This window comes from Nocardia sp. NPDC003979 (assembly GCF_053605015.1).
This window is the reverse complement of sequence record NZ_JBSGIJ010000003.1, coordinates 69302-86308: the sequence shown is the minus strand read 5'-3', so window position 1 is coordinate 86308 and position 17007 is coordinate 69302. Positions and strand designations below refer to the sequence as shown.

19 protein-coding genes are annotated in these 17007 nt (G+C 68.9%); 8 read left to right on the top strand and 11 right to left on the bottom strand.

The window, feature by feature from the left end; all coding sequences use genetic code 11:
• Positions 1 to 94: 94 nt before the first annotated feature.
• The gene (locus ACWEVR_RS07370) at positions 95 to 1093 is read left to right on the top strand and encodes a GlxA family transcriptional regulator (RefSeq protein ID WP_452466211.1); all 999 of its coding nucleotides are present in this window, start codon (positions 95 to 97) and stop codon (positions 1091 to 1093) included.
• A 1-nt stretch (position 1094) separates the two neighbouring features.
• Here the strand turns inward: ACWEVR_RS07370 and ACWEVR_RS07365 are convergent, their stop codons facing one another.
• The 6 genes from ACWEVR_RS07365 to ACWEVR_RS07340 form a co-directional block, all read right to left on the bottom strand.
• Positions 1095 to 1619: a PH domain-containing protein gene (locus tag ACWEVR_RS07365; RefSeq protein ID WP_452466210.1), complete on the bottom strand. Its 525-nt coding sequence runs from the start codon at positions 1617 to 1619 to the stop codon at positions 1095 to 1097.
• 56 nt (positions 1620 to 1675) lie between these two features.
• Positions 1676 to 2473: a family 1 encapsulin nanocompartment shell protein gene (locus tag ACWEVR_RS07360; protein WP_452466209.1), complete on the bottom strand. Its 798-nt coding sequence runs from the start codon at positions 2471 to 2473 to the stop codon at positions 1676 to 1678.
• Positions 2474 to 2487: 14 nt separating this feature from the next.
• Positions 2488 to 3537: a Dyp-type peroxidase gene (locus tag ACWEVR_RS07355; protein ID WP_452466208.1), complete on the bottom strand. Its 1050-nt coding sequence runs from the start codon at positions 3535 to 3537 to the stop codon at positions 2488 to 2490.
• A 34-nt stretch (positions 3538 to 3571) separates the two neighbouring features.
• Positions 3572 to 3898 (bottom strand): cupin domain-containing protein, encoded by a 327-nt coding sequence (locus tag ACWEVR_RS07350; protein WP_067485336.1) that lies wholly within the window; start codon positions 3896 to 3898, stop codon positions 3572 to 3574.
• Positions 3899 to 4005: 107 nt separating this feature from the next.
• Positions 4006 to 4497 carry a dihydrofolate reductase gene (locus tag ACWEVR_RS07345; protein WP_452466207.1) on the bottom strand — a complete coding sequence of 164 codons (492 nt, stop codon included), beginning with the start codon at positions 4495 to 4497 and terminating at the stop codon, positions 4006 to 4008.
• Complete coding sequence (locus tag ACWEVR_RS07340) at positions 4494 to 5297, bottom strand: thymidylate synthase (protein ID WP_452466206.1); 804 nt, start codon at positions 5295 to 5297, stop codon at positions 4494 to 4496. Before ACWEVR_RS07340 ends, ACWEVR_RS07345 begins: the two co-directional genes overlap by 4 nt.
• 45 nt (positions 5298 to 5342) lie before the next feature.
• Here ACWEVR_RS07340 and cobF point away from each other — a divergent pair, with 45 nt between their 5' ends.
• Together cobF and ACWEVR_RS07330 are read left to right on the top strand one after the other, a co-directional pair.
• Positions 5343 to 6083, top strand: coding sequence for a precorrin-6A synthase (deacetylating) (gene cobF, locus ACWEVR_RS07335; RefSeq protein ID WP_452466205.1), 741 nt, complete (start codon positions 5343 to 5345; stop codon positions 6081 to 6083).
• A 14-nt stretch (positions 6084 to 6097) separates the two neighbouring features.
• Positions 6098 to 6967, top strand: coding sequence for an Fpg/Nei family DNA glycosylase (locus tag ACWEVR_RS07330; RefSeq protein ID WP_452466204.1), 870 nt, complete (start codon positions 6098 to 6100; stop codon positions 6965 to 6967).
• Here the strand turns inward: ACWEVR_RS07330 and ACWEVR_RS07325 are convergent, their stop codons facing one another.
• The 3 genes from ACWEVR_RS07325 to pdxR all read right to left on the bottom strand — a co-directional run bounded on the left by ACWEVR_RS07325 (position 6968) and on the right by pdxR (position 10097).
• A complete protein-coding gene (locus tag ACWEVR_RS07325; protein WP_452466203.1) occupies positions 6968 to 8401 on the bottom strand; it encodes a dihydrolipoyl dehydrogenase family protein in 1434 nt (477 codons plus the stop codon).
• A complete protein-coding gene (locus ACWEVR_RS07320) occupies positions 8398 to 8643 on the bottom strand; it encodes a DUF2630 family protein (protein ID WP_452466202.1) in 246 nt (81 codons plus the stop codon). The genes ACWEVR_RS07325 and ACWEVR_RS07320 overlap by 4 nt, the downstream gene beginning before the upstream one ends.
• Positions 8644 to 8714: 71 nt before the next feature.
• The gene (pdxR, locus tag ACWEVR_RS07315; protein ID WP_452466201.1) at positions 8715 to 10097 is read right to left on the bottom strand and encodes a MocR-like pyridoxine biosynthesis transcription factor PdxR; all 1383 of its coding nucleotides are present in this window, start codon (positions 10095 to 10097) and stop codon (positions 8715 to 8717) included.
• 79 nt (positions 10098 to 10176) lie between these two features.
• On the opposite strand from pdxR, the gene ACWEVR_RS07310 reads away from it, so the two are divergent.
• Both ACWEVR_RS07310 and ACWEVR_RS07305 read left to right on the top strand, forming a co-directional pair.
• On the top strand, positions 10177 to 10911 hold the full coding sequence (locus ACWEVR_RS07310; protein WP_452466200.1) for a pyridoxamine 5'-phosphate oxidase family protein: 735 nt from the start codon (positions 10177 to 10179) through the stop codon (positions 10909 to 10911).
• Between the two features lie 93 nt (positions 10912 to 11004).
• Positions 11005 to 11694 (top strand): TetR/AcrR family transcriptional regulator, encoded by a 690-nt coding sequence (locus ACWEVR_RS07305; RefSeq protein WP_452466199.1) that lies wholly within the window; start codon positions 11005 to 11007, stop codon positions 11692 to 11694.
• Between the two features lie 28 nt (positions 11695 to 11722).
• Here the strand turns inward: ACWEVR_RS07305 and ACWEVR_RS07300 are convergent, their stop codons facing one another.
• Both ACWEVR_RS07300 and ACWEVR_RS07295 read right to left on the bottom strand, forming a co-directional pair.
• The gene (locus ACWEVR_RS07300) at positions 11723 to 13003 is read right to left on the bottom strand and encodes a hypothetical protein (protein ID WP_452466198.1); all 1281 of its coding nucleotides are present in this window, start codon (positions 13001 to 13003) and stop codon (positions 11723 to 11725) included.
• A complete protein-coding gene (locus ACWEVR_RS07295) occupies positions 13003 to 13791 on the bottom strand; it encodes a crotonase/enoyl-CoA hydratase family protein (protein ID WP_452466197.1) in 789 nt (262 codons plus the stop codon). Before ACWEVR_RS07295 ends, ACWEVR_RS07300 begins: the two co-directional genes overlap by 1 nt.
• 64 nt (positions 13792 to 13855) lie before the next feature.
• Between ACWEVR_RS07295 and ACWEVR_RS07290 the strand changes: the two genes are divergently transcribed.
• The 3 genes from ACWEVR_RS07290 to ACWEVR_RS07280 all read left to right on the top strand — a co-directional run bounded on the left by ACWEVR_RS07290 (position 13856) and on the right by ACWEVR_RS07280 (position 17003).
• The gene (locus ACWEVR_RS07290; RefSeq protein WP_452466196.1) at positions 13856 to 14461 is read left to right on the top strand and encodes a TetR/AcrR family transcriptional regulator; all 606 of its coding nucleotides are present in this window, start codon (positions 13856 to 13858) and stop codon (positions 14459 to 14461) included.
• 17 nt (positions 14462 to 14478) lie between these two features.
• The gene (locus ACWEVR_RS07285) at positions 14479 to 16107 is read left to right on the top strand and encodes an acyl-CoA dehydrogenase family protein (protein ID WP_452466195.1); all 1629 of its coding nucleotides are present in this window, start codon (positions 14479 to 14481) and stop codon (positions 16105 to 16107) included.
• A 236-nt stretch (positions 16108 to 16343) separates the two neighbouring features.
• Positions 16344 to 17003, top strand: coding sequence for a nucleoside/nucleotide kinase family protein (locus ACWEVR_RS07280; RefSeq protein WP_452466194.1), 660 nt, complete (start codon positions 16344 to 16346; stop codon positions 17001 to 17003).
• The last annotated feature ends 4 nt before the right edge of the window (positions 17004 to 17007 follow it).

Sequence of the window (17007 nt, the reverse complement as noted above, 5' to 3'; positions counted from 1 at the left end):
ATAGGTTGCTCATAGTTGTCGAGCGCGGGTGTGCTGTCGCCTACCGGAACGGCCGCGAATCCCGCTATTTCGGACGAACAGTAGATTTGTGGCTATGTCTGTAGCCCCGGATCGCCCACGTCACAACGCATCTACTGGGACACGGCGTATCGGGTTTCTCCTGTTCGACGGGGTGAAGGCACTCGACTACGTCGGCCCGGCCGAGGTGTTCGTCGAGGCGAATCAGTTCGCCGACGCCTACGAGATCGTTCTGCTCTCACCCACCGGCGCACCCGTGCAGACCTCGGTAGGCGGGGGAGTTGCTGTGGACGCGGCGGCCGCCGATGTGCTCGCGCTCGACACGTTGGTCGTGCCGGGCAGCGAGGTGCGACCGGCCCAGTTCGTCCGTCCTGAACTACTCGACGCGGCACGTGCCCTCGCCGCGCGCAGCAGGCGGGTGGTGTCGATCTGCAGCGGTGCGTTCGTGCTCGCCGAACTCGGGCTGCTGGACGGGCGCGGCGCGACGACGCACTGGAAGTTCGCCCCCGAGCTGGCCCGCCGGTATCCGCGCGTGGAGGTGCTGGCGGATCGCATCTTCGTCCGCGAGGCCGATATCGCGACGTCGGCCGGTGTCGCCGCGGGCATCGACCTCGCGCTGGCGCTGGTCGCCGAGGATCTCGGCAGCGCCGTGGCTCGTCAGGTCGCCCAGGGTCTGCTGGTCTACCTCCAGCGATCCGGCGGGCAGGCACAGTTCTCGACCCCGTTGCGCGCGGTGGCGCTACCGCCGGGCCCGGTGCGCGCGGTGACGGACCTGATCGCCGACGACCCGTCACGACGGCACAGCGTGCAGGAACTCGCCCGGCACGTGAACGTGAGCCCACGCCACCTCACCCGGCTCTTCACCGAGGAGGTCGGGCTCAGCCCGGCCGAATACGCGGCGAACATGCGCTTCGATCTGGCCCGCGCCCAGCTCGAGGCGGGCAGCTCGGTGCGACGGGCCGCCGCCGACGCGGGCTTCACCAGCCCCGAGGCGCTGCGGCGCACTTTCATCGCGCGGCTCGGTGTGTCGCCGTCGGATTACCGGCGGCGGTTCACCTCGGGGCTCAGCGCCTGAGTCAGCGGGAGGTCGGCGGGGCGATCTGCCAGTGCTCGTTGAGGGCGGCGGCGATCTCGGGTAGCACCGTGATCGGAATCCGCTTGGCTCGCAACATCTCCCGGATCTCGTTCACCTGTTCCCGCTTGCGCATGTCGTAGGCGCCCGAGACCGGGCCCATGACCGGTGGGATCGAGAGCAGCACGAGTTCGTCGCCGTTCGCGGTGAGGTCCAGGGCGAGTGTCCAGCGGCCGCGTTCGTCGAGGGTGAACCGCCCGGCCACCACCCGGTCCCACGGCACCGTGGCCGACCGGAACGGGGTTCGCACGTAGATGCCGTGCTCGGTGAGCTCGACGACATCGCGGACGAACAGTGCGACACCCGCCGCCACCCCGCCGACGGCGCCGACCAGCAGGCCGGTCACCACCCGGTTGGCGCCGAACATCGCCACCATCAGCCCGGCGATCCCGATGGTGACCAGCAGCCCGATCAGGCAGTAGAACAGGCTCCTGCTCGCGGGCACGACCCCGGCACGCACGTCGGCCATGCGGACCTCCCTCTCACGATTCGTGGCCAACCCTAGCGCCGGTCACGCGATCGGGCTCACGACCCGAGCGATACCGCTGCTTCGGAGGTCTCGACCAGGAAGGTGAATGTCTCCTGGAAGTACAGCTGGACCGTCTCGGCGTCGTGGCTGAGGTAACCGATCGACAGGTCCTGACCGATGGCCAGTTCGAAGTCGCCGCCGCGGGTGGTGAGGGCGAAACCACCGGTGATGGCCGGTGCCCAGATGATCTCGCCGTCGATGAGGCGCTCGATGTGGGTGCGGATCGGGTGGCCGTGGTCGGAGGTCTCGCTGACTTTGGTGTACAGCTCGGCACTCAGCAGCACCGAATAGGGGCCCTGCACGCCGGACAGGCGCAGACCGGTGAGGGCCCGCGAGATGGCGTCGGGGATGTCGACCACATTGCTCGGCAGCGTGATCGGGGTGCAGGAGGAGGCGGCGCGGATGCCGGTGATGCCTGCCGCGGCATAGCCCTCGAAGATCGCGCGGTCTTCGGCGAAGGCGATCTTCTGAGCGGCGTCTTTGAGGTTGTCGAGGTCGGCGTCGGGGGCGCCGCGTTCGATGTCGTCGAGTTCGGAGCGCTTCAACGTGAAGGGCACCCGCAGTTCCACGAGCGGCTGCACCACGCGCTGGTGTGCCTGCACACCGTCGTCGGGGGAGTCGATCGGGGTGAGCCTTCCGCGGTTGAGCGCCGAGTAGCCGACGCCGTGCGGGCCCGAGACATCGACCACGCGGCGTCCGGCGATATTGCGCTTGAACGTGCGGGTGGCCTCCTCCTCGATCTCGGCCCAGGCCTCGTCGGTGATCGGCGCGAGTTCGCGATGCAGGTTGTTCATTCGGATACTCCTTCTCATCGAGTTTTCATCGAGCCGATGGCGAGGGCGCCGTCGGAACCCGCTGCGGAGGTATTTGCCCGTTCCACCGGAATTATCTCGGGCAACGGTCCGGATTCCGCCTCGTCGGCGATGTTCGCGGGCGCGTCGGGCAGATCGTCGAGGAAATCGACGGTCGGGGTGAAGAACAGGGTGCCGGTGACCGCGACGGAGAAGTCGAGGATGCGGTCGTACGCGGCTTCGGAGGTGCCGAGGAACATGCGCTCGAGCATCCGCTCGGTGACGCTCGGGGTGGCGGCGTAGGCGACGTAGTAGGTGCCGAACTCGCCGTCGGCGACCGAGCCGAAAGGCATGTTGGCACGGACGATCTGGCGTTCGGTGCCGTCGTCGTCGACGATGGTGTTCACCGCCACATGCGAATCGGCGGGCTTCACATCGTCGGGCAGTTCGTAGTCGCCGAGCTTGGTGCGCCCGATCACCCGCTCCTGCTCCTCGATCGACAGGGCGTTCCACTGGTCGAGCGGGTGGGTGTACTTCTGCACGATCACGTAACTGCCCCCGGTGAATTCGGGGTCCTCGGCACCGATCAGGGCAGCGGCTGCCGCGGCCCCACCCTCGGGGTTCTCCGTGCCGTCGACGAAGCCGAGCAGGTCGCGCTGTTCGAAGTAGCGGAAACCGACCACCTCGTCGACGACCGTCGCCGCGCCACGCAGCCGTTCGGCGATCACCATGCCCAATTCGAAGCACGGGCCCTGGGTTTCGGCGCGGATGTGGAAGAGCAGGTCACCGGGGGTGGCAGGCGCGCTGTGCACCGGACCGCTGTATCCCGGGAACTCGTGCAGCTCAGCCGGTTTGGGCCCGGCGAACAGGCGGTCCCACGCGGCGGAACCGATCGAGGTGATGCAACTCAGGCCCTCGCCGGGCACCCGGAATCCGACCGATCGCCGTAAACCGTTGATATCGGCGAGCACATCGCGCACCACCGATTCGCCGCCCTCGTCGATGGTGACGACGAGGAAGAGCGCGGCAGGCGACAGTGGATCGAGAATCGGTTGTGGCTCACCCATGGCGTCCAGAGTACGACGCCGTACCGACAGGTACTTATTTGGCGACGGTGAGCAGGAAGGTCACGTCGTCGATGGCTTTGACGCTGTGGCGGGCGCGCGGAACCACGATCAGATCGCCTGCCGAGCCCTTCCACTCGTCGGTGCCCGCGATCAGTACGAGCGTGCCGGTGAGGACCTGGATCGTGGCGTCGCCGGCATTGTCGTGTTCGGCCAGGCTCTGCCCTTCGGCCAGCGCGACGACGGTCTGGCGCAGGGCGTGGGTGTGGCCGCCGATGAGGGTTTGCGAACTCCGACCACTCGTCGAGGTGGCCGCCAGCTTCAACTGTTGACGGGCCACCGCGGTCAGCGATTTCTTGTCCATGGGAACGCGCCTTTCGCAGGCTTCTCGCGGGCAGGTCTTCGCCTGGGAGTATGCCCGACATCACACCCGCGCCCGGGCGTTTTGCCGCGACCGTTAGCGACGTGTTGTCACTGCCGGACGTAGTGCCGAATGCGGTAGCGCAGGCCGTTTTCGGCGGTGCGCCACGGGGTGTCCGGTGCCTGCCATTCCGGGCCGATGACCGGGGCGAAAGCATCGCCTGCCACGGTGGTGTCGACCTCGGTGACCAGCAGCGTGGTCGCCAGCGGCAGCGCCTGGCGGTAGATCTCGCCGCCACCCGCGATCCAGGTGTCGGCGGTGCCGGTCATGGCCAGCGCGTCGGGCAGCGAGGCGGCGCGTTCGGCGCCCTCGGCGGCCCAGTCGGACTGGCGGGTGACGACGATATTGCGTCGACCGGCCAGCGGCCGGAAGGCGGCGGGCAGGGAGTCCCAGGTACGCCTGCCCATGATCACCGGATGGCCGGTGGTCGTCTCGCGGAAATTGGCCATGTCCTCGGGTAGCCGCCACGGGATGGTGTTGTCGACGCCGATCACACCGTCGTTGGCCTGCGCCCAGATCAGGCCGATCATGCGGTTGCTCACACTGCCACCGGCGCCTTGATGGCCGGGTGGTGCTGGTACCCGGACAGTTCGATGTCCTCGTAGGCGTAGTCGAACAGGCTGGTGGCCGGGCGCAGGTGCAGGCTGGGGAAGGGGTAGGGCTCGCGGGTGAGCTGTTCACGCACCTGGTCGACGTGGTTGTCGTAGATGTGCACGTCGCCACCGGTCCAGATGAACTCGCCCGGCTCCAGCTCGGTCTGCTGGGCGACCATCAGGGTGAGCAGCGCGTAGCTGGCGATATTGAACGGCACACCGAGGAACAGGTCGGCGCTGCGCTGGTACAGCTGGCACGACAGCTTTCCGTCGGCGACATAGAACTGGAAGAAGGCGTGGCAGGGGGCGAGCGCCATCTTGTCCAGGTCGGCGACGTTCCACGCCGACACGATCATCCGGCGCGAATCCGGGTCGGTACGCAGGGTGTGCAGCACCTGGGCGATCTGGTCGATGTGGGTGCCGTCGGGTGTCGGCCAGGAACGCCACTGCACGCCGTACACCGGGCCGAGCTCGCCGTCCGCGTCCGCCCACTCGTCCCAGATGGTGACGCCGTGCTCGCGCAGCCACGACACGTTGGAGTCGCCGCGCAGGAACCACAGCAACTCGTAGACGATGGACTTCAGGTGCACCCGCTTGGTGGTGATCAGCGGAAACGCCTCGGCCAGGTCGTAGCGCAGTTGATGGCCGAAGATGCTTCGGGTGCCGGTGCCGGTCCGATCGGCTTTCGGCGTGCCGTGTTCGAGCACGCGCCGGAGCAGATCTTCGTACTGCGTATCAGGGGTGGCCACGCCTGCCGATTCTACTGCTGTGCGCACCTGGCAAGCTCTGCGCGTATGCGCAAGCTCTACGTGATCGGTATCGGTGCCGGCGACCCCGACCAGGTGACGATGCAGGCAGTCAAGGCCATGCGGCGGGCCGAGGCGTTCTTCGTGATCGGCAAGGGCGCCGAGAAGCAGGAACTCGTCGACGTGCGCACCGCGATCCTGCGCGAGTACGTCGACGGCCCGCACCGGGTGCTCGAGATCGCCGACCCGCCACGCGACCGCGCACCCGCCGACTACACCGGTGTGGTGCAGGACTGGCACGAACGGCGCGCGGTGCTGCTGGAAGAGGCCTTCGAGCAGGTGGACGGCGACGGCGCGATCCTCGTCTGGGGTGATCCGGCCCTCTACGACAGCACCCTGCGCATGGTGGAGCGGGTGCTCGACCGCGGGCGGGTTCGGTTCGATTACGAGGTGATTCCCGGTGTCACCAGCGTCGCGGCACTGGCCGCCGCCCACCGGGTGGTGCTGCATCGCATCGGTGAACCCGTGCACATCACCACCGGGCGCAAACTGCGCGAAGAAGGCCTCGGTCCGGGTTCGACGGTGGTGATGCTCGACGGCGAATGCTCGTTCATCGAGGTGCCCGGCGACGATATCCACATCTGGTGGGGCGCCTATCTCGGTATGCCCGACGAGATATTGATCGAAGGCAATCTGCGCGAGGTGGAGAAATCCATTCTCGAACGTCGTGCGCGAGCGCGCGCCGAAAAGGGTTGGATCATGGACGTCTACCTGTTGCGTTCCGAATAGCTAGACTGACGCTTGTGCCCGAGTTACCCGAGGTAGAGGCGTTGGCGCAGTTCCTCCGGGATCATGCGGTCGGTGCGGTGGTGGGTCGCGTCGACGTGGCCGCGTTGAGTGCGGTGAAAACATTCGATCCGCCGGTGACCGCGCTGTCCGGCCGGGACGTGACCGGTGCGGGCCGGTGGGGCAAGTTTCTCGGAATGGATTGTGGTGGGCTGTGGTTGATCACCCATCTGTCACGTGGCGGCTGGTTGCGGTGGGTCGACGAACCGAATCCGTTGCCGCCCAAGCCCGGCGGCAAAAGTCCGCTCGCCTTGCGCGTGCATTTCTTCACTCCCGAAGGCGCGACACCCGCCATCGACCTCACCGAAGCGGGAACCAAGAAACGCCTCGCGGTGTATGTCGTGGAAGATCCGCAGTCGGTTCCGGGCATCGCCCGGCTCGGTCCCGACGCGCTCGCGGTGACCGAGGACGAATTCGCGGCCCTGCTGCACGGCACATCGCAACGCATCAAGACCGCGCTGGTGGATCAGACCCTGCTGGCCGGGATCGGCAACGCCTATTCCGACGAGATATTGCACACCGCACGCATTTCGCCGTTCGCGAATACGAAAACGATGCCCGCGGAAACTGTTTCGCAGTTGTACGCGGCCATGCGTTCGGTATTGCTCGACGCCGTCGACCGTTCGACCGGGCAGGACGCGGCCCGGTTGAAGGGGGAGAAGCGATCCGGCATGCGGGTGCACGCCAGGACCGGGCAGCCGTGTCCGGTGTGTGGCGACACGGTACGCGAGGTGTCCTACGCGGAGCGCTCTTTTCAGTACTGCCCGACCTGTCAGACCGGCGGCAAGGTGCTCGCCGACCGGCGGATGTCGCGGTTGCTCAAGTAGTCAGCGGTCCCGCCAGGTTTCCAGCAGCCGTAACCAGAATTCGCTGACCGCGGGAAACGCGGGTACCGCATGCCACAGGGTGTCCAGTGGGACCCGCCCGACCACCGCGATGGTGGCGGCGTGCAATTGTTCGCCCATGTCGGGCCCGACGAAAGTGGCGCCCAGAAGGCGGTTTTCGGTGGTGTCGACGACGATCTTCGCGCGGCCGTGGAAATCGTCGCGCGACAATGCGGAACCGGCTACCGAGATATCCATTTCGACGGTGTCGACCGCGTATCCGGCCTTGCGGGCCTGCTGCTCGGTGAGTCCGACGGCGGCGAGTTCCGGTGCGGTGTAGACGACTTGGGGAATCTGCTCGTGGTCGGCGCTCGCGGTGTAGCGGCTCTTGTCCAGCGGCGATCCCTGTGCGCGAGCGGCGATGACATCCCCGCACACGCGGGCCTGGTATTTGCCCATATGTGTCAGTGCCGCACGGTGGTTCACATCGCCCACCGCGTACAGCCATTCACCGGGAACATCGCGGACAGTCAGGTGATCATCGACGTCGAGATAGCCTGCCGACAGGCCGACGGTATCCAGGCCGAGGTCGTCGGTCGCGGGTGCGCGGCCGGTCGCGACGACCAGCTCGTCGGCCTCCAGCTCACCGTTGTCGAGCACCAGGGTGACCGGGCCGCCGTGGATGCGGCCGACCCCGGTGTCGGCGGGGTCGCGACGCGACACCATCAGCGGCTCGGTGTTCAAGCGAACCTCGACGCCCTTGTCGCGCAGACCTCGCAGCACCAGCTCGGCGGCGAAGGGCTCCACCCGTGGCAGCAGCCGGTCACCGCGCACCAGCATGGTCACCTCGGCCGCGCCGAGTTCGATCAGCCAGGTCGCCGCCTCGCACGCGACGACACCGCCGCCGATGATCGCGACCCGGCGCGGTACGACCGTCAGATTGGTGGCGTCGCGCGAGGTCCAAGGCAGGGCATCGCGCAGACCGGGAATGTCGGGAATCGCGGCTGTTGTTCCGGTGGCGATTACGACGGCGTGCCTGGCGCGCAGTTCCCGCACCCCCGCATCGGTGTGCACTTCGACCCGCCGCTCCCCGGCGAGCCTGGCCGCACCGCGGATCGGGTCGATGCGGGCGGATTTCGCCCAGTCGACCTGGGAGGTGTCGTCGCGATGGTGGACGAAGGTATCGCGGCGGGCCAGCACATCGGCCACCTCGGGGCCGCTCGCCGTCAGCCCGGGCAACCCGGCGGCGAGATCGAGCACGGCGCCTGTGCGCAGCAGTGTCTTGCTGGGAATGCACGCCCAGTAGCTGCATTCGCCGCCGAACAGTTCCCGTTCCACGAGCGCGGCGGTGCGGTCGCTGCCCGCGATGGCGTACGCGGCGGCGTTCTCGCCCGCCGGGCCGCCACCGATCACGATGACGTCGTACTCGTCGGTCACTGCAAGTAACCCTCGACCTCACGGGGCGAGCGCATCTGGGTGTCATCGGGAGAGGCGTCGGCGCCTGCGCGGGCGCGGCGCTGCCGCAGCAGATCCCAGGCCTGGTCGAGCATCACTTCCAGCTGGGCGAGCTGCTTGCGCTCGCTGACCGGGTCGATCTCGCCCGCCGTCGCCTTGGACCGCAGTTCGTGTTCTTCGTCGACCAGTTGCTTGATCTTGGCCAGGATGTCCTGATCGGTCATGTGCTCACCACTTCGATTCTCGGAGGGGTAGTGCCGGGCGAACCGCGACCCGCGCGGGGTCGTGGTCCATGCTACGACCGCCGGGTGACATGGGCGGCGAGACAGTCGGCCGCGATCGGGACGGCCCGGGCCAATTCGGTGCTGGTCAGGGCCGTGTAGCCGAGGGCGACACCGAACCTGTGCGGCGTGGCGAGGTGGTGGCGGGCCAGCCCGTCGAGCAGGACTCCGCGGTTTCGGGCGGCCTCGACCGCGGCGGCCTCGGCGGCGGCGTCGGGCAGTTCGACGACCACATGCGACCCGGCATCGTCACCGAGGACCGGCAGGCCCCGGTCGGCGAGCTCACCGACGAGCAGAGCGCGCCGTGGCGGGACCACCCGGCGCAGGCGACGCAGATGCCGGGCGAGGTCGCCGTTGCGGGCGAATTCGGCGAGCACCAGTTGGCCGGCCGGGCTCGGTGAACTGCCGATGCGGGCGCGGTGCGCGAGGACGGCCTCGGTGATGTCGGGACGGGCGACGAGCCAGCCGACACCGAGGGTGGGGGCGATGATCTTGCTCGTGGTGCCGAGGTGGACCACCACGTCCGGCGCCATCGCTGCCAGCAGAGGCAAGGGCGCTGTGTCGTAGCGCAATTCGCCGTCGTAGTCGTCCTCGATGACCAGAGTGCCGGTGCTGCGGGCGAATTCGACCAGTTCCACCCGGCGCCCGGCAGGCATCCGCGCGCCCATCGGGAACTGATGTGCCGGTGTGCAATACACGGCACGGACACCCGCCGGAATGCGGTCGACACACAGCCCGTGCGCGTCGACGGGCACCGGGAGCACCCTCATCCCCGCAGCCTGGAACGCACCGACCGCCCGCAGATAGCCGGGGTCTTCGATGGCCACGGTGTCGCCGGGACTGAGCAGGGCCGCGGCGAGTTCGCCGACGGCGGTGCTCGTGCCCGCGGTCGCCAGTACCACCGACGCCGCGCCCGCGGCCAGTCCGCGATGCCGGAGCAGATGCTCGGCGACGGCAGCGCGATAGCCGGGCTCGCCCGCTCGATCCTTGCGCGCCTCGGGTGCGCGGTCACCGGCCGAGCGCCACGCGCGGCGCCAGGCCGCGCGGTCGAGTGCCTCGATGCACGGTGCGCCCGCGGCGAGGTCGAGCAGGGTCGGTTCGTCCTCGATGCCCTTCCTCGCGACGGTGCTCGGCGGTGCTGTCGCGGGGGCGGTGCTCAGGTAGGTGCCGGAGCCGCGTCGACCGGTGAGCCAGCCTTCGGCGTGCAATTGGTCGTAGGCGGCGGCGATCACGGCCCGGCTCACGCCCAGCCGTTGCGCGAGGGTGCGCGAGGGCGGGAGCCGGTCGCCGACGCGCAGGACGCGGGTGGTCGCGGCGGTGCGCAGGGCCTCGGCCACCTGCACCGACAGGGGTTCGGTGGCGGAGCGGTCGAGCGGGATCGGGAAGTCGTCGAGCATCGCCCACCTTTGATTGGACTGTTGTTCCCGCATCGAATTGGACCTGTGCGAGGGCCAATCGTGCGGCGATGCTCATCTTATGAGCACGCACACCAGAACGCCGCTGTCCCCGACCCCGCGCACCACGGTGACCAGATCCAAGGAACGCGCCCGCAGCGATCGGGCCGAACTGGACGCGGTGCTCGACGCGGGACTGATCTGCCACCTCGCAGTGGTGCTCGGTGGTTCGCCGGTGGTGCTGCCGACCGTGTACGGCCGCGCTGGCGACACGATCTACCTGCACGGTTCCACCGGCGCGGGCAATATGCGCGCCGCCATCGGCGCCGACATCAGCATCGCGGTGACCCACGTCGACGGCCTGATCTATGCCCGCTCCGCCATGCACTTCTCGATGAACTACCGGTCGGCGGTCGTGCGTGGGCAGGCCGAACTCGTCACCGACGAGGACGAACGTCTCGAAGCGCTGCGGGTGATCGTCGAGCATGCGGCGCCCGGGTCCTGGGACCGTGTCCGCCCACCCAGCCGCAAGGAGATGGCGGCCACGATGGTGCTGGCCCTCGACCTCACCGAGGCGTCGGTGAAAGTCCGGACCGGCGGGCCGAAGGACGACGAGGACGACATCGCCGCAGGTGGGGTATGGGCCGGGGAGCTACCGCTGCGGCAGGTGTGGGGTGCGCCGGTGCCGTCGGCGGACCTGGAGCCTGGGATCGAGGTGCCCGCCGGAGTCGCCGACCGCGTGGATTCGGCGAGCCGGTCGCGCTTCGGTAGGGAAGGTGTCGACGTTCCACAGGCCGCTGCGGCGGGACGTCGGTGATTCGATCAGGTCGCGCAGTGCGGCGATGGAGTCGTGCGATTCGCTCGTCGTGGCACCTCGGTGGGCGGGCGCGCGCTCGGTACAGTCCGGCCTATGCCGTCGAGTCCGCTCAGCGGGGGCGAGCCGCCCGAACAGTTGTCGTGCACCGAGGATCGGGTGGTGGACGCGGCCCTGGCAGTGCTCGACGAGGGTGGGGCGGGTGCGCTCACGGTCGAGGCGGTGGCCGCGCGCCTCGGCGTCGACCCGGCCGCGCTGGCCTGCGATCGGAGCGGGCTGGAACGGGCAGCCATCGAACGCGTGCTCTCGAAGGTGCGGCTCGGGCCGCTCTACGACCGGGGTGTCGAGTGGGTCTCGGCGGTGATCCAGTTGGCGCTGAGTATGCGGTCGCGGCTGTGGGAGCATCCGGCGGTCGCGGTGCTGATGATGTCGGGTCCGCACGACGGTCCGGCGGCGGACGGGCCCGCCGCACGCGATATCGAGGAGGCGTTGTTCGCCTGCTTCGCGCGCGGCGGTCTGCATACGCAGATGCGGGCACACGGCGTGTACGCGGTGCTCGTCTATGTCCTCGGTTCCACGGCGCTCGATATCGCGGAGACCGACGGAATACCGCCGCTGCCAACTGATTCGGAACGGATCGCGCGGCGCCGCGAGCAGCTCAGGGACCTGGACGTGGATCGCTGGACGCGTACCGCCGCGCATGTGGACGAGATCGCGGCGTGGACATCCGTCGACCAATTCGTCTGGGGGCTGAGGGTTTTGCTCGTGGGTATGACGGCGAAATGAGTTCCCGCAACCCGGAGGCCATGCGATCTCACCAGGTCTCGGCGGGCAACCCGGCCTTCGACAGCACGCGATCCGCAGCCGCGGTGAGTGATTCGTGTGTATCCAAGCTGACCAGCGCCAGCGTGTAGGTGTCGGCGAGGCGCGAGAGGTAACCCGAGAGGCGAGTACGTGGAAAATCCGTGATGCCCGGATGGATCGCGCGGGCGGCCACGCGAGTGCATTCGTGCGGGCCGACGGTACTCAGGGCGTCGGGCATTGTGCCGATATTCGAGCACAGGATGTCGCGCTCACCAGCACCTTTGCTGAGCTTGTACGCCAAGCGATCAGGGAGTACCTGCAGGATTTCCTCGGGCAGCCCGGCGGGCGCCGACATGCGGCGTAGATAGGCGTCGCGGGCTTTGACGCGGATCGTCTCCGGGGTGTCGGCGTGGTCGATCCGGATCTCGGTCACGGCGAGGTCGTTGTCCACGCGTGGTTCGTCCCGGGTGTCCACCGGCAGGCTCGCGGTGATGGTGTCGTCACCGAAGCCGTTCTCCCACAGAATGCTCGCGACCAGGTGGATGAACAGGCTGTTCGGCGTGCCACCCGCTTCCGCCGCGACGGAATCCCATTGTGCCGCATCGAAAGCCAGCAGGGAGCTGCGGACGGTGCGACCTGGAGCTGCCGAGGGAACGATGGTCTCGGGCGGTCGGGGAACCCCGTTGCGCAGTGCTCGCGCAGTCCCGCCGAGCACCGTTGCCCACTGCGTCCGAGCATCGGCCCAGTCCGAACGGGCCTCGTCCGCGGACCGTTCGCGGCGCTGGTGTCGTGAGATGGAGGCGACCGCAGTCGACGCATCTTCCGTAGGTGCGCCGTTGAGCGATCGCAAGGCCAGTGCGACGGCGTGGATCAGTCCGCGTGCGTCGGCAAGGGCGTGCGAACAGGTCAGGGCGACAACGGTTCCGCCGTCTGCCAGAGGCGCCGCCGACAACCGCCAACCGGGGAAGAACTCGGGATCGAGGTCGGTGCCGAGCGTATCGGCCCACGGCAGGATTTCCACCGCACGCAGGGGCTCACGGTGGGCATCGGCCGCGACGTAGTCGAGCGGGTGGGCGCGGACGGTGGGCTGCCAGGTACGGCGGGCGCCGGGGACGCGGGCGCGGACGACTCTGCGGCCCAGCGGACCACGACTCAGCTCGTGGTGGATCTGTCGCAGCAGAGCCGGATCCATCGTGTCCGGCGTTCGCCACAGTCCCTGCAGGGCGATCGGCGTGCCCATTCCTCGATGGGTACGCAGGAAGATCTCGTCGACGACGGTCAGGCGGTCCATTACGACGTGGAGGCGGCGCCGTGCCTGCCCGCGCCCGCGGCGAAGCGGGCCGCACCCTCCAACGCACCGTCGGCGAGAGCCTTGACGCCGTGCGCGAATTCGATGCGCAGCGCCTCGTCCTCGGAATGACCGACCTGGTCGTACACGGATTCGCGGTCGGAACGCAGGCAGGTCTGCGGGAGCGCCGCGAGTTGCCCGGCCAGCTCCTCGGCCACCCGGCGCGCATCCCCGGTGGGAACCACCCGGGTGACCAGCCCCATCTGCAATGCTTCGGGCGCGCTCACCGGCCGACCGGTGAGAATCATGTCCAGCGCCCGCCCCTCGCCGACGATGCGCGGCAGACGCACCGTGCCGCCGTCGATGAGCGGCACACCCCAGCGGCGGCAGAACACGCCGAACACGGCGTCCTGCTCGGCCACCCGCAGGTCGCACCACAGCGCCAGCTCGAGCCCACCGGCTACCGCGTGCCCGGACACCGCGGCGATCACCGGTTTGGACAGCCGCATCCTGGTCGGGCCCATCGGTCCGTCACCGTCGGGCGTCGCCTGGTTGCTGCGATCGGTGCCGAGCGATTTCAGGTCGGCACCCGCGCAGAACGTGCCGTGCTCGCCCCACAGCACCGCCACCGAGGCGGTCGGGTCGGCGTCGAACGCGCGGAAAGCCTCGGCCAAGGCGCGGGCCGTCGGCCCGTCGACGGCGTTGCGCGCGTGGGGACGGTTCAGGATCACCGTGGTGACCGGCCCCGCCTTCTCGACACGCACCGGATCGGACGCGGGACCTGAGCTCATAGCTCGACCATACGACGAAACCCACCCTTGTGTGAAGAGGTGAATCAGTGGTTCACTTCTTCGTATGGTGTACCGGAGGACGCCCGCCGTGCAGGCCCGGCTCGACGCGCAACGTGCGCTGATCGTGCAGGGCGCGACGGCCGTGCTCTCGCGCGACGGGTTCGCCGGCTTGTCGATGGCCGCGGTGGCCGCCGAGGCGGGTATCGCCACCGGCACGGTGTACAAGCAGTTCGAGAACAAGGCCGCGCTGGTGTCGGCCGTGTTCGAGAAGGTGGTCGCCCGCGAGGTCGCCGCGGTGCGCGCGGCGGTCGCCGAGGGCGACGTGGTGCAGCGGGTCAGCGCGGCCGTGGAGACCTTCGCCGGGCGTGCGCTCAAGAACCCGAGACTCGCCTACGTATTGCTGGCCGAACCCGTCGACGCCGCCGTCGACGTGCAACGCCTGGAATTCCGCCGCGCCTTCACCGCCTCGTTCGAAGCCGCCATCACCCACGGCGTCGCCGAAGGCGCACTGCCACCGCAGGATTCGCATCTGTCCGCCGCCGCGCTCGTCGGCGCCATCGGCGAGGTGCTCGTCGGTCCCCTCGCCACGGCCCCGCCCGCCGAGTCCGTCGTTCCCGAGCTGGTCGCTTTCGCCGTTCGCGCGCTCGGTGCGCGCCCGGAATCGTTGTAGCCCTAAGGAGTTCCGCCGTGATCACCCATGACGTGTTCAATCAGGTACCACCGCTCGTCCCCTTCGACGCCTCGCGCAATCCCGCGCTCATCGAGGGCCTGCACCGGGAAGGTGCGGGCTGGGCCGAGGCCGAGGTGCGTGAGCTCGGTGCTCTCGCAGGCGGTTTCGCCGCACAGGAGTGGGGCAGGCTGGCCAACGAGTACCCGCCGGTGCTGCACACCCACGACCGGTGGGGACATCGCGTCGACGAGGTCGAGTTCCATCCGCACTGGCACGACCTGATGAATGTGGCGGTCACGCACGGCCTGCACGGCTCCCCGTGGCTCGACGAGCGCCCCGGTGCGCACACCGCCCGCGCGGCCAAGTTCTACACCTGGGGTGTGGCCGACGCCGGGCACATGTGTCCCATCTCGATGACCTACGCGGTGGTGCCCGCGCTGCGTCACAACCCCGAACTCGCCGCCCGCTTCGAGCCGCTGCTCGGCTCGCGCACTTACGATTTCGGATTGCGTGAGCCCTCGACGAAAGCCGGGTTGATCGCGGGCATGTCGATGACCGAGAAGCAGGGCGGCTCGGACGTGCGCGCCAACACCACCACCGCCACACCGCAACCGGACGGGTCGTACCGCATCGTCGGGCACAAGTGGTTCACCTCGGCGCCCATGTCGGACATGTTCCTCACCCTCGCGCAGGCGCCGGGCGGGCTGTCGTGCTTCCTGCTGCCGCGCGTGCTGCCCGACGGCACCCGCAACCCGATCCGGATCCAGCGGCTCAAGGACAAGCTCGGCAACAAGTCGAACGCCTCCTCGGAGATCGAATACGAGAACGCCACCGGGTGGCTCGTCGGCGCCGAGGGTGCCGGGGTGAAGACGATCATCGAGATGGTCAATATGACCCGCCTCGACTGCGTGATCGGCTCGGCCACCGGCATGCGGGTCGGTGCGGTCACCGCCGTGCATCACGCCAGGCATCGAGAAGCGTTCGGCGCGAAGCTGATCGACCAGCCCGCCATGCGCAACGTGCTCGCCGACCTGATCGTCGAATCCGACGCGGCGACCACGGTGATGATGCGTCTGGCCGGGGCCACCGACCGCGCGGGCGGCGACCCGGCCGAGGCGGCGCTGCGCCGGATCGCGCTGGCCATCACCAAGTACTGGGTGTGCAAGCGGGCGCCCGCGCACGCCGCCGAAGCGCTGGAATGCCTCGGCGGCAACGGGTATGCCGAGGAATCGGGGATGCCGCGCCTGTACCGGGAGGCACCGCTCATGTCGATCTGGGAGGGGTCGGGCAATGTGGCGGCGCTGGATGCCCTGCGCGCCATGGGACGTCAGCCGGAGACGGTCGAGGCCTACTTCGCCGAGGTCGGCCTGGCTCGTGGCGCGGATCCGCGGCTCGACGACGCCATCGACCGGGTCGGCAAGGAACTCACCGACCTGTCCGATATCGAGTACCGGGCGCGCCGGGTGGTCGAGTTGATGGCGCTGGTGTTGCAGGGTGCGCAGTTGGTACGCCACGGTCATCCGGCCGTCGCCGATGCGTTCTGCGCGACCCGGCTGAGCGGCGACTGGGGGATCGCTTACGGCACCTTGCCGGTGGGTGTCGATACCGGTGCGATTCTCGAACGAGGGTTCGTCGATACGCACTGAGGCGGCGCCGCGCAGTGCCGGTCATCCTGACCTGAGCGCGCTTCATCGCGGGCGGTCCGGCGGGTGCCCGCACCCAGCCGCTGGTGCACGCATCTTGCCGCTGCGGGAACTGCTCGAGCTCGCCCGATTCACGAACCGGCAGAGTGTGGTCGAGAGGTATCCGCCAGTGCTGCCCGGGGACAGCGGTGTGGCCCGGCCGATCCTTCGCATGGCCGGGCCGGCGGTACCGTGACCGCGTGGCTCGAGCGGACGATGTGTTGACGGTAGGGGACCTCGCCGGGCTGGTGCCGGCGCGCGCGGACCGGTTTCTCCTCGGCATCGCGGGCCCGCCGGGTGCCGGTAAATCGACGCTCGCGCAGCGTCTTTGCCACGAGCTGAATCGTCTCGGGCGCAGTGCGGTCGTCGCGCCGATGGACGGCTATCACCTGCGCAACGACGTGTTGCGAGCCAGGGGCGCGCTGGCCCGCAAAGGCGCGCCCGACACCTTCGACGCGGACGCGTTCGTCGCCGATCTTCGCCTGCTGCGGGAGACACCCGTCGGCGAACCGGTGCCGTGGCCGCTGTTCGACCGGGCCGTCGACGAACCGACCGAGGGCGGTGTGGTGGTGCGCGACGAGCGCGTGGTCGTCGTCGAGGGGAACTACCTGTTGCTCACCGATGTACCGGATTGGGCGCCGGTACGCGGACTGCTCGACGAATGCTGGTATCTCGACGCGCCACGGCAGGTGCTCACCGAACGCCTGCTCGACCGGCACACCGCGGGCGGGCGCACCCCGGATGAGGCGCGGGTGAAAGTGAGGGACAGCGACCTGCGCAATGCCGACCTCATCGCCGCCACCCGAAGCCGCGCGGATCGCGTCCTGCTCGCGACGGGCCGCGGCTACGCGCTGGCCTGACCGC

Coding starts and splice junctions, on each gene's coding strand:
- ACWEVR_RS07295 (WP_452466197.1), bottom strand. CDS start 13,791: ATGAGCTCAGGTCCCGCGTCCGATCCGGTGCGTGTCGAGAAGGCGGGG.
- ACWEVR_RS07360 (WP_452466209.1), bottom strand. CDS start 2,473: ATGAACAACCTGCATCGCGAACTCGCGCCGATCACCGACGAGGCCTGG.
- ACWEVR_RS07355 (WP_452466208.1), bottom strand. CDS start 3,537: ATGGGTGAGCCACAACCGATTCTCGATCCACTGTCGCCTGCCGCGCTC.
- ACWEVR_RS07305 (WP_452466199.1), top strand. CDS start 11,005: ATGCCGTCGAGTCCGCTCAGCGGGGGCGAGCCGCCCGAACAGTTGTCG.
- ACWEVR_RS07350 (WP_067485336.1), bottom strand. CDS start 3,898: ATGGACAAGAAATCGCTGACCGCGGTGGCCCGTCAACAGTTGAAGCTG.
- ACWEVR_RS07320 (WP_452466202.1), bottom strand. CDS start 8,643: ATGACCGATCAGGACATCCTGGCCAAGATCAAGCAACTGGTCGACGAA.
- ACWEVR_RS07310 (WP_452466200.1), top strand. CDS start 10,177: ATGAGCACGCACACCAGAACGCCGCTGTCCCCGACCCCGCGCACCACG.
- ACWEVR_RS07365 (WP_452466210.1), bottom strand. CDS start 1,619: ATGGCCGACGTGCGTGCCGGGGTCGTGCCCGCGAGCAGGAGCCTGTTC.
- cobF (WP_452466205.1), top strand. CDS start 5,343: ATGCGCAAGCTCTACGTGATCGGTATCGGTGCCGGCGACCCCGACCAG.
- ACWEVR_RS07370 (WP_452466211.1), top strand. CDS start 95: ATGTCTGTAGCCCCGGATCGCCCACGTCACAACGCATCTACTGGGACA.
- pdxR (WP_452466201.1), bottom strand. CDS start 10,097: ATGCTCGACGACTTCCCGATCCCGCTCGACCGCTCCGCCACCGAACCC.
- ACWEVR_RS07290 (WP_452466196.1), top strand. CDS start 13,856: ATGGTGTACCGGAGGACGCCCGCCGTGCAGGCCCGGCTCGACGCGCAA.
- ACWEVR_RS07300 (WP_452466198.1), bottom strand. CDS start 13,003: ATGGACCGCCTGACCGTCGTCGACGAGATCTTCCTGCGTACCCATCGA.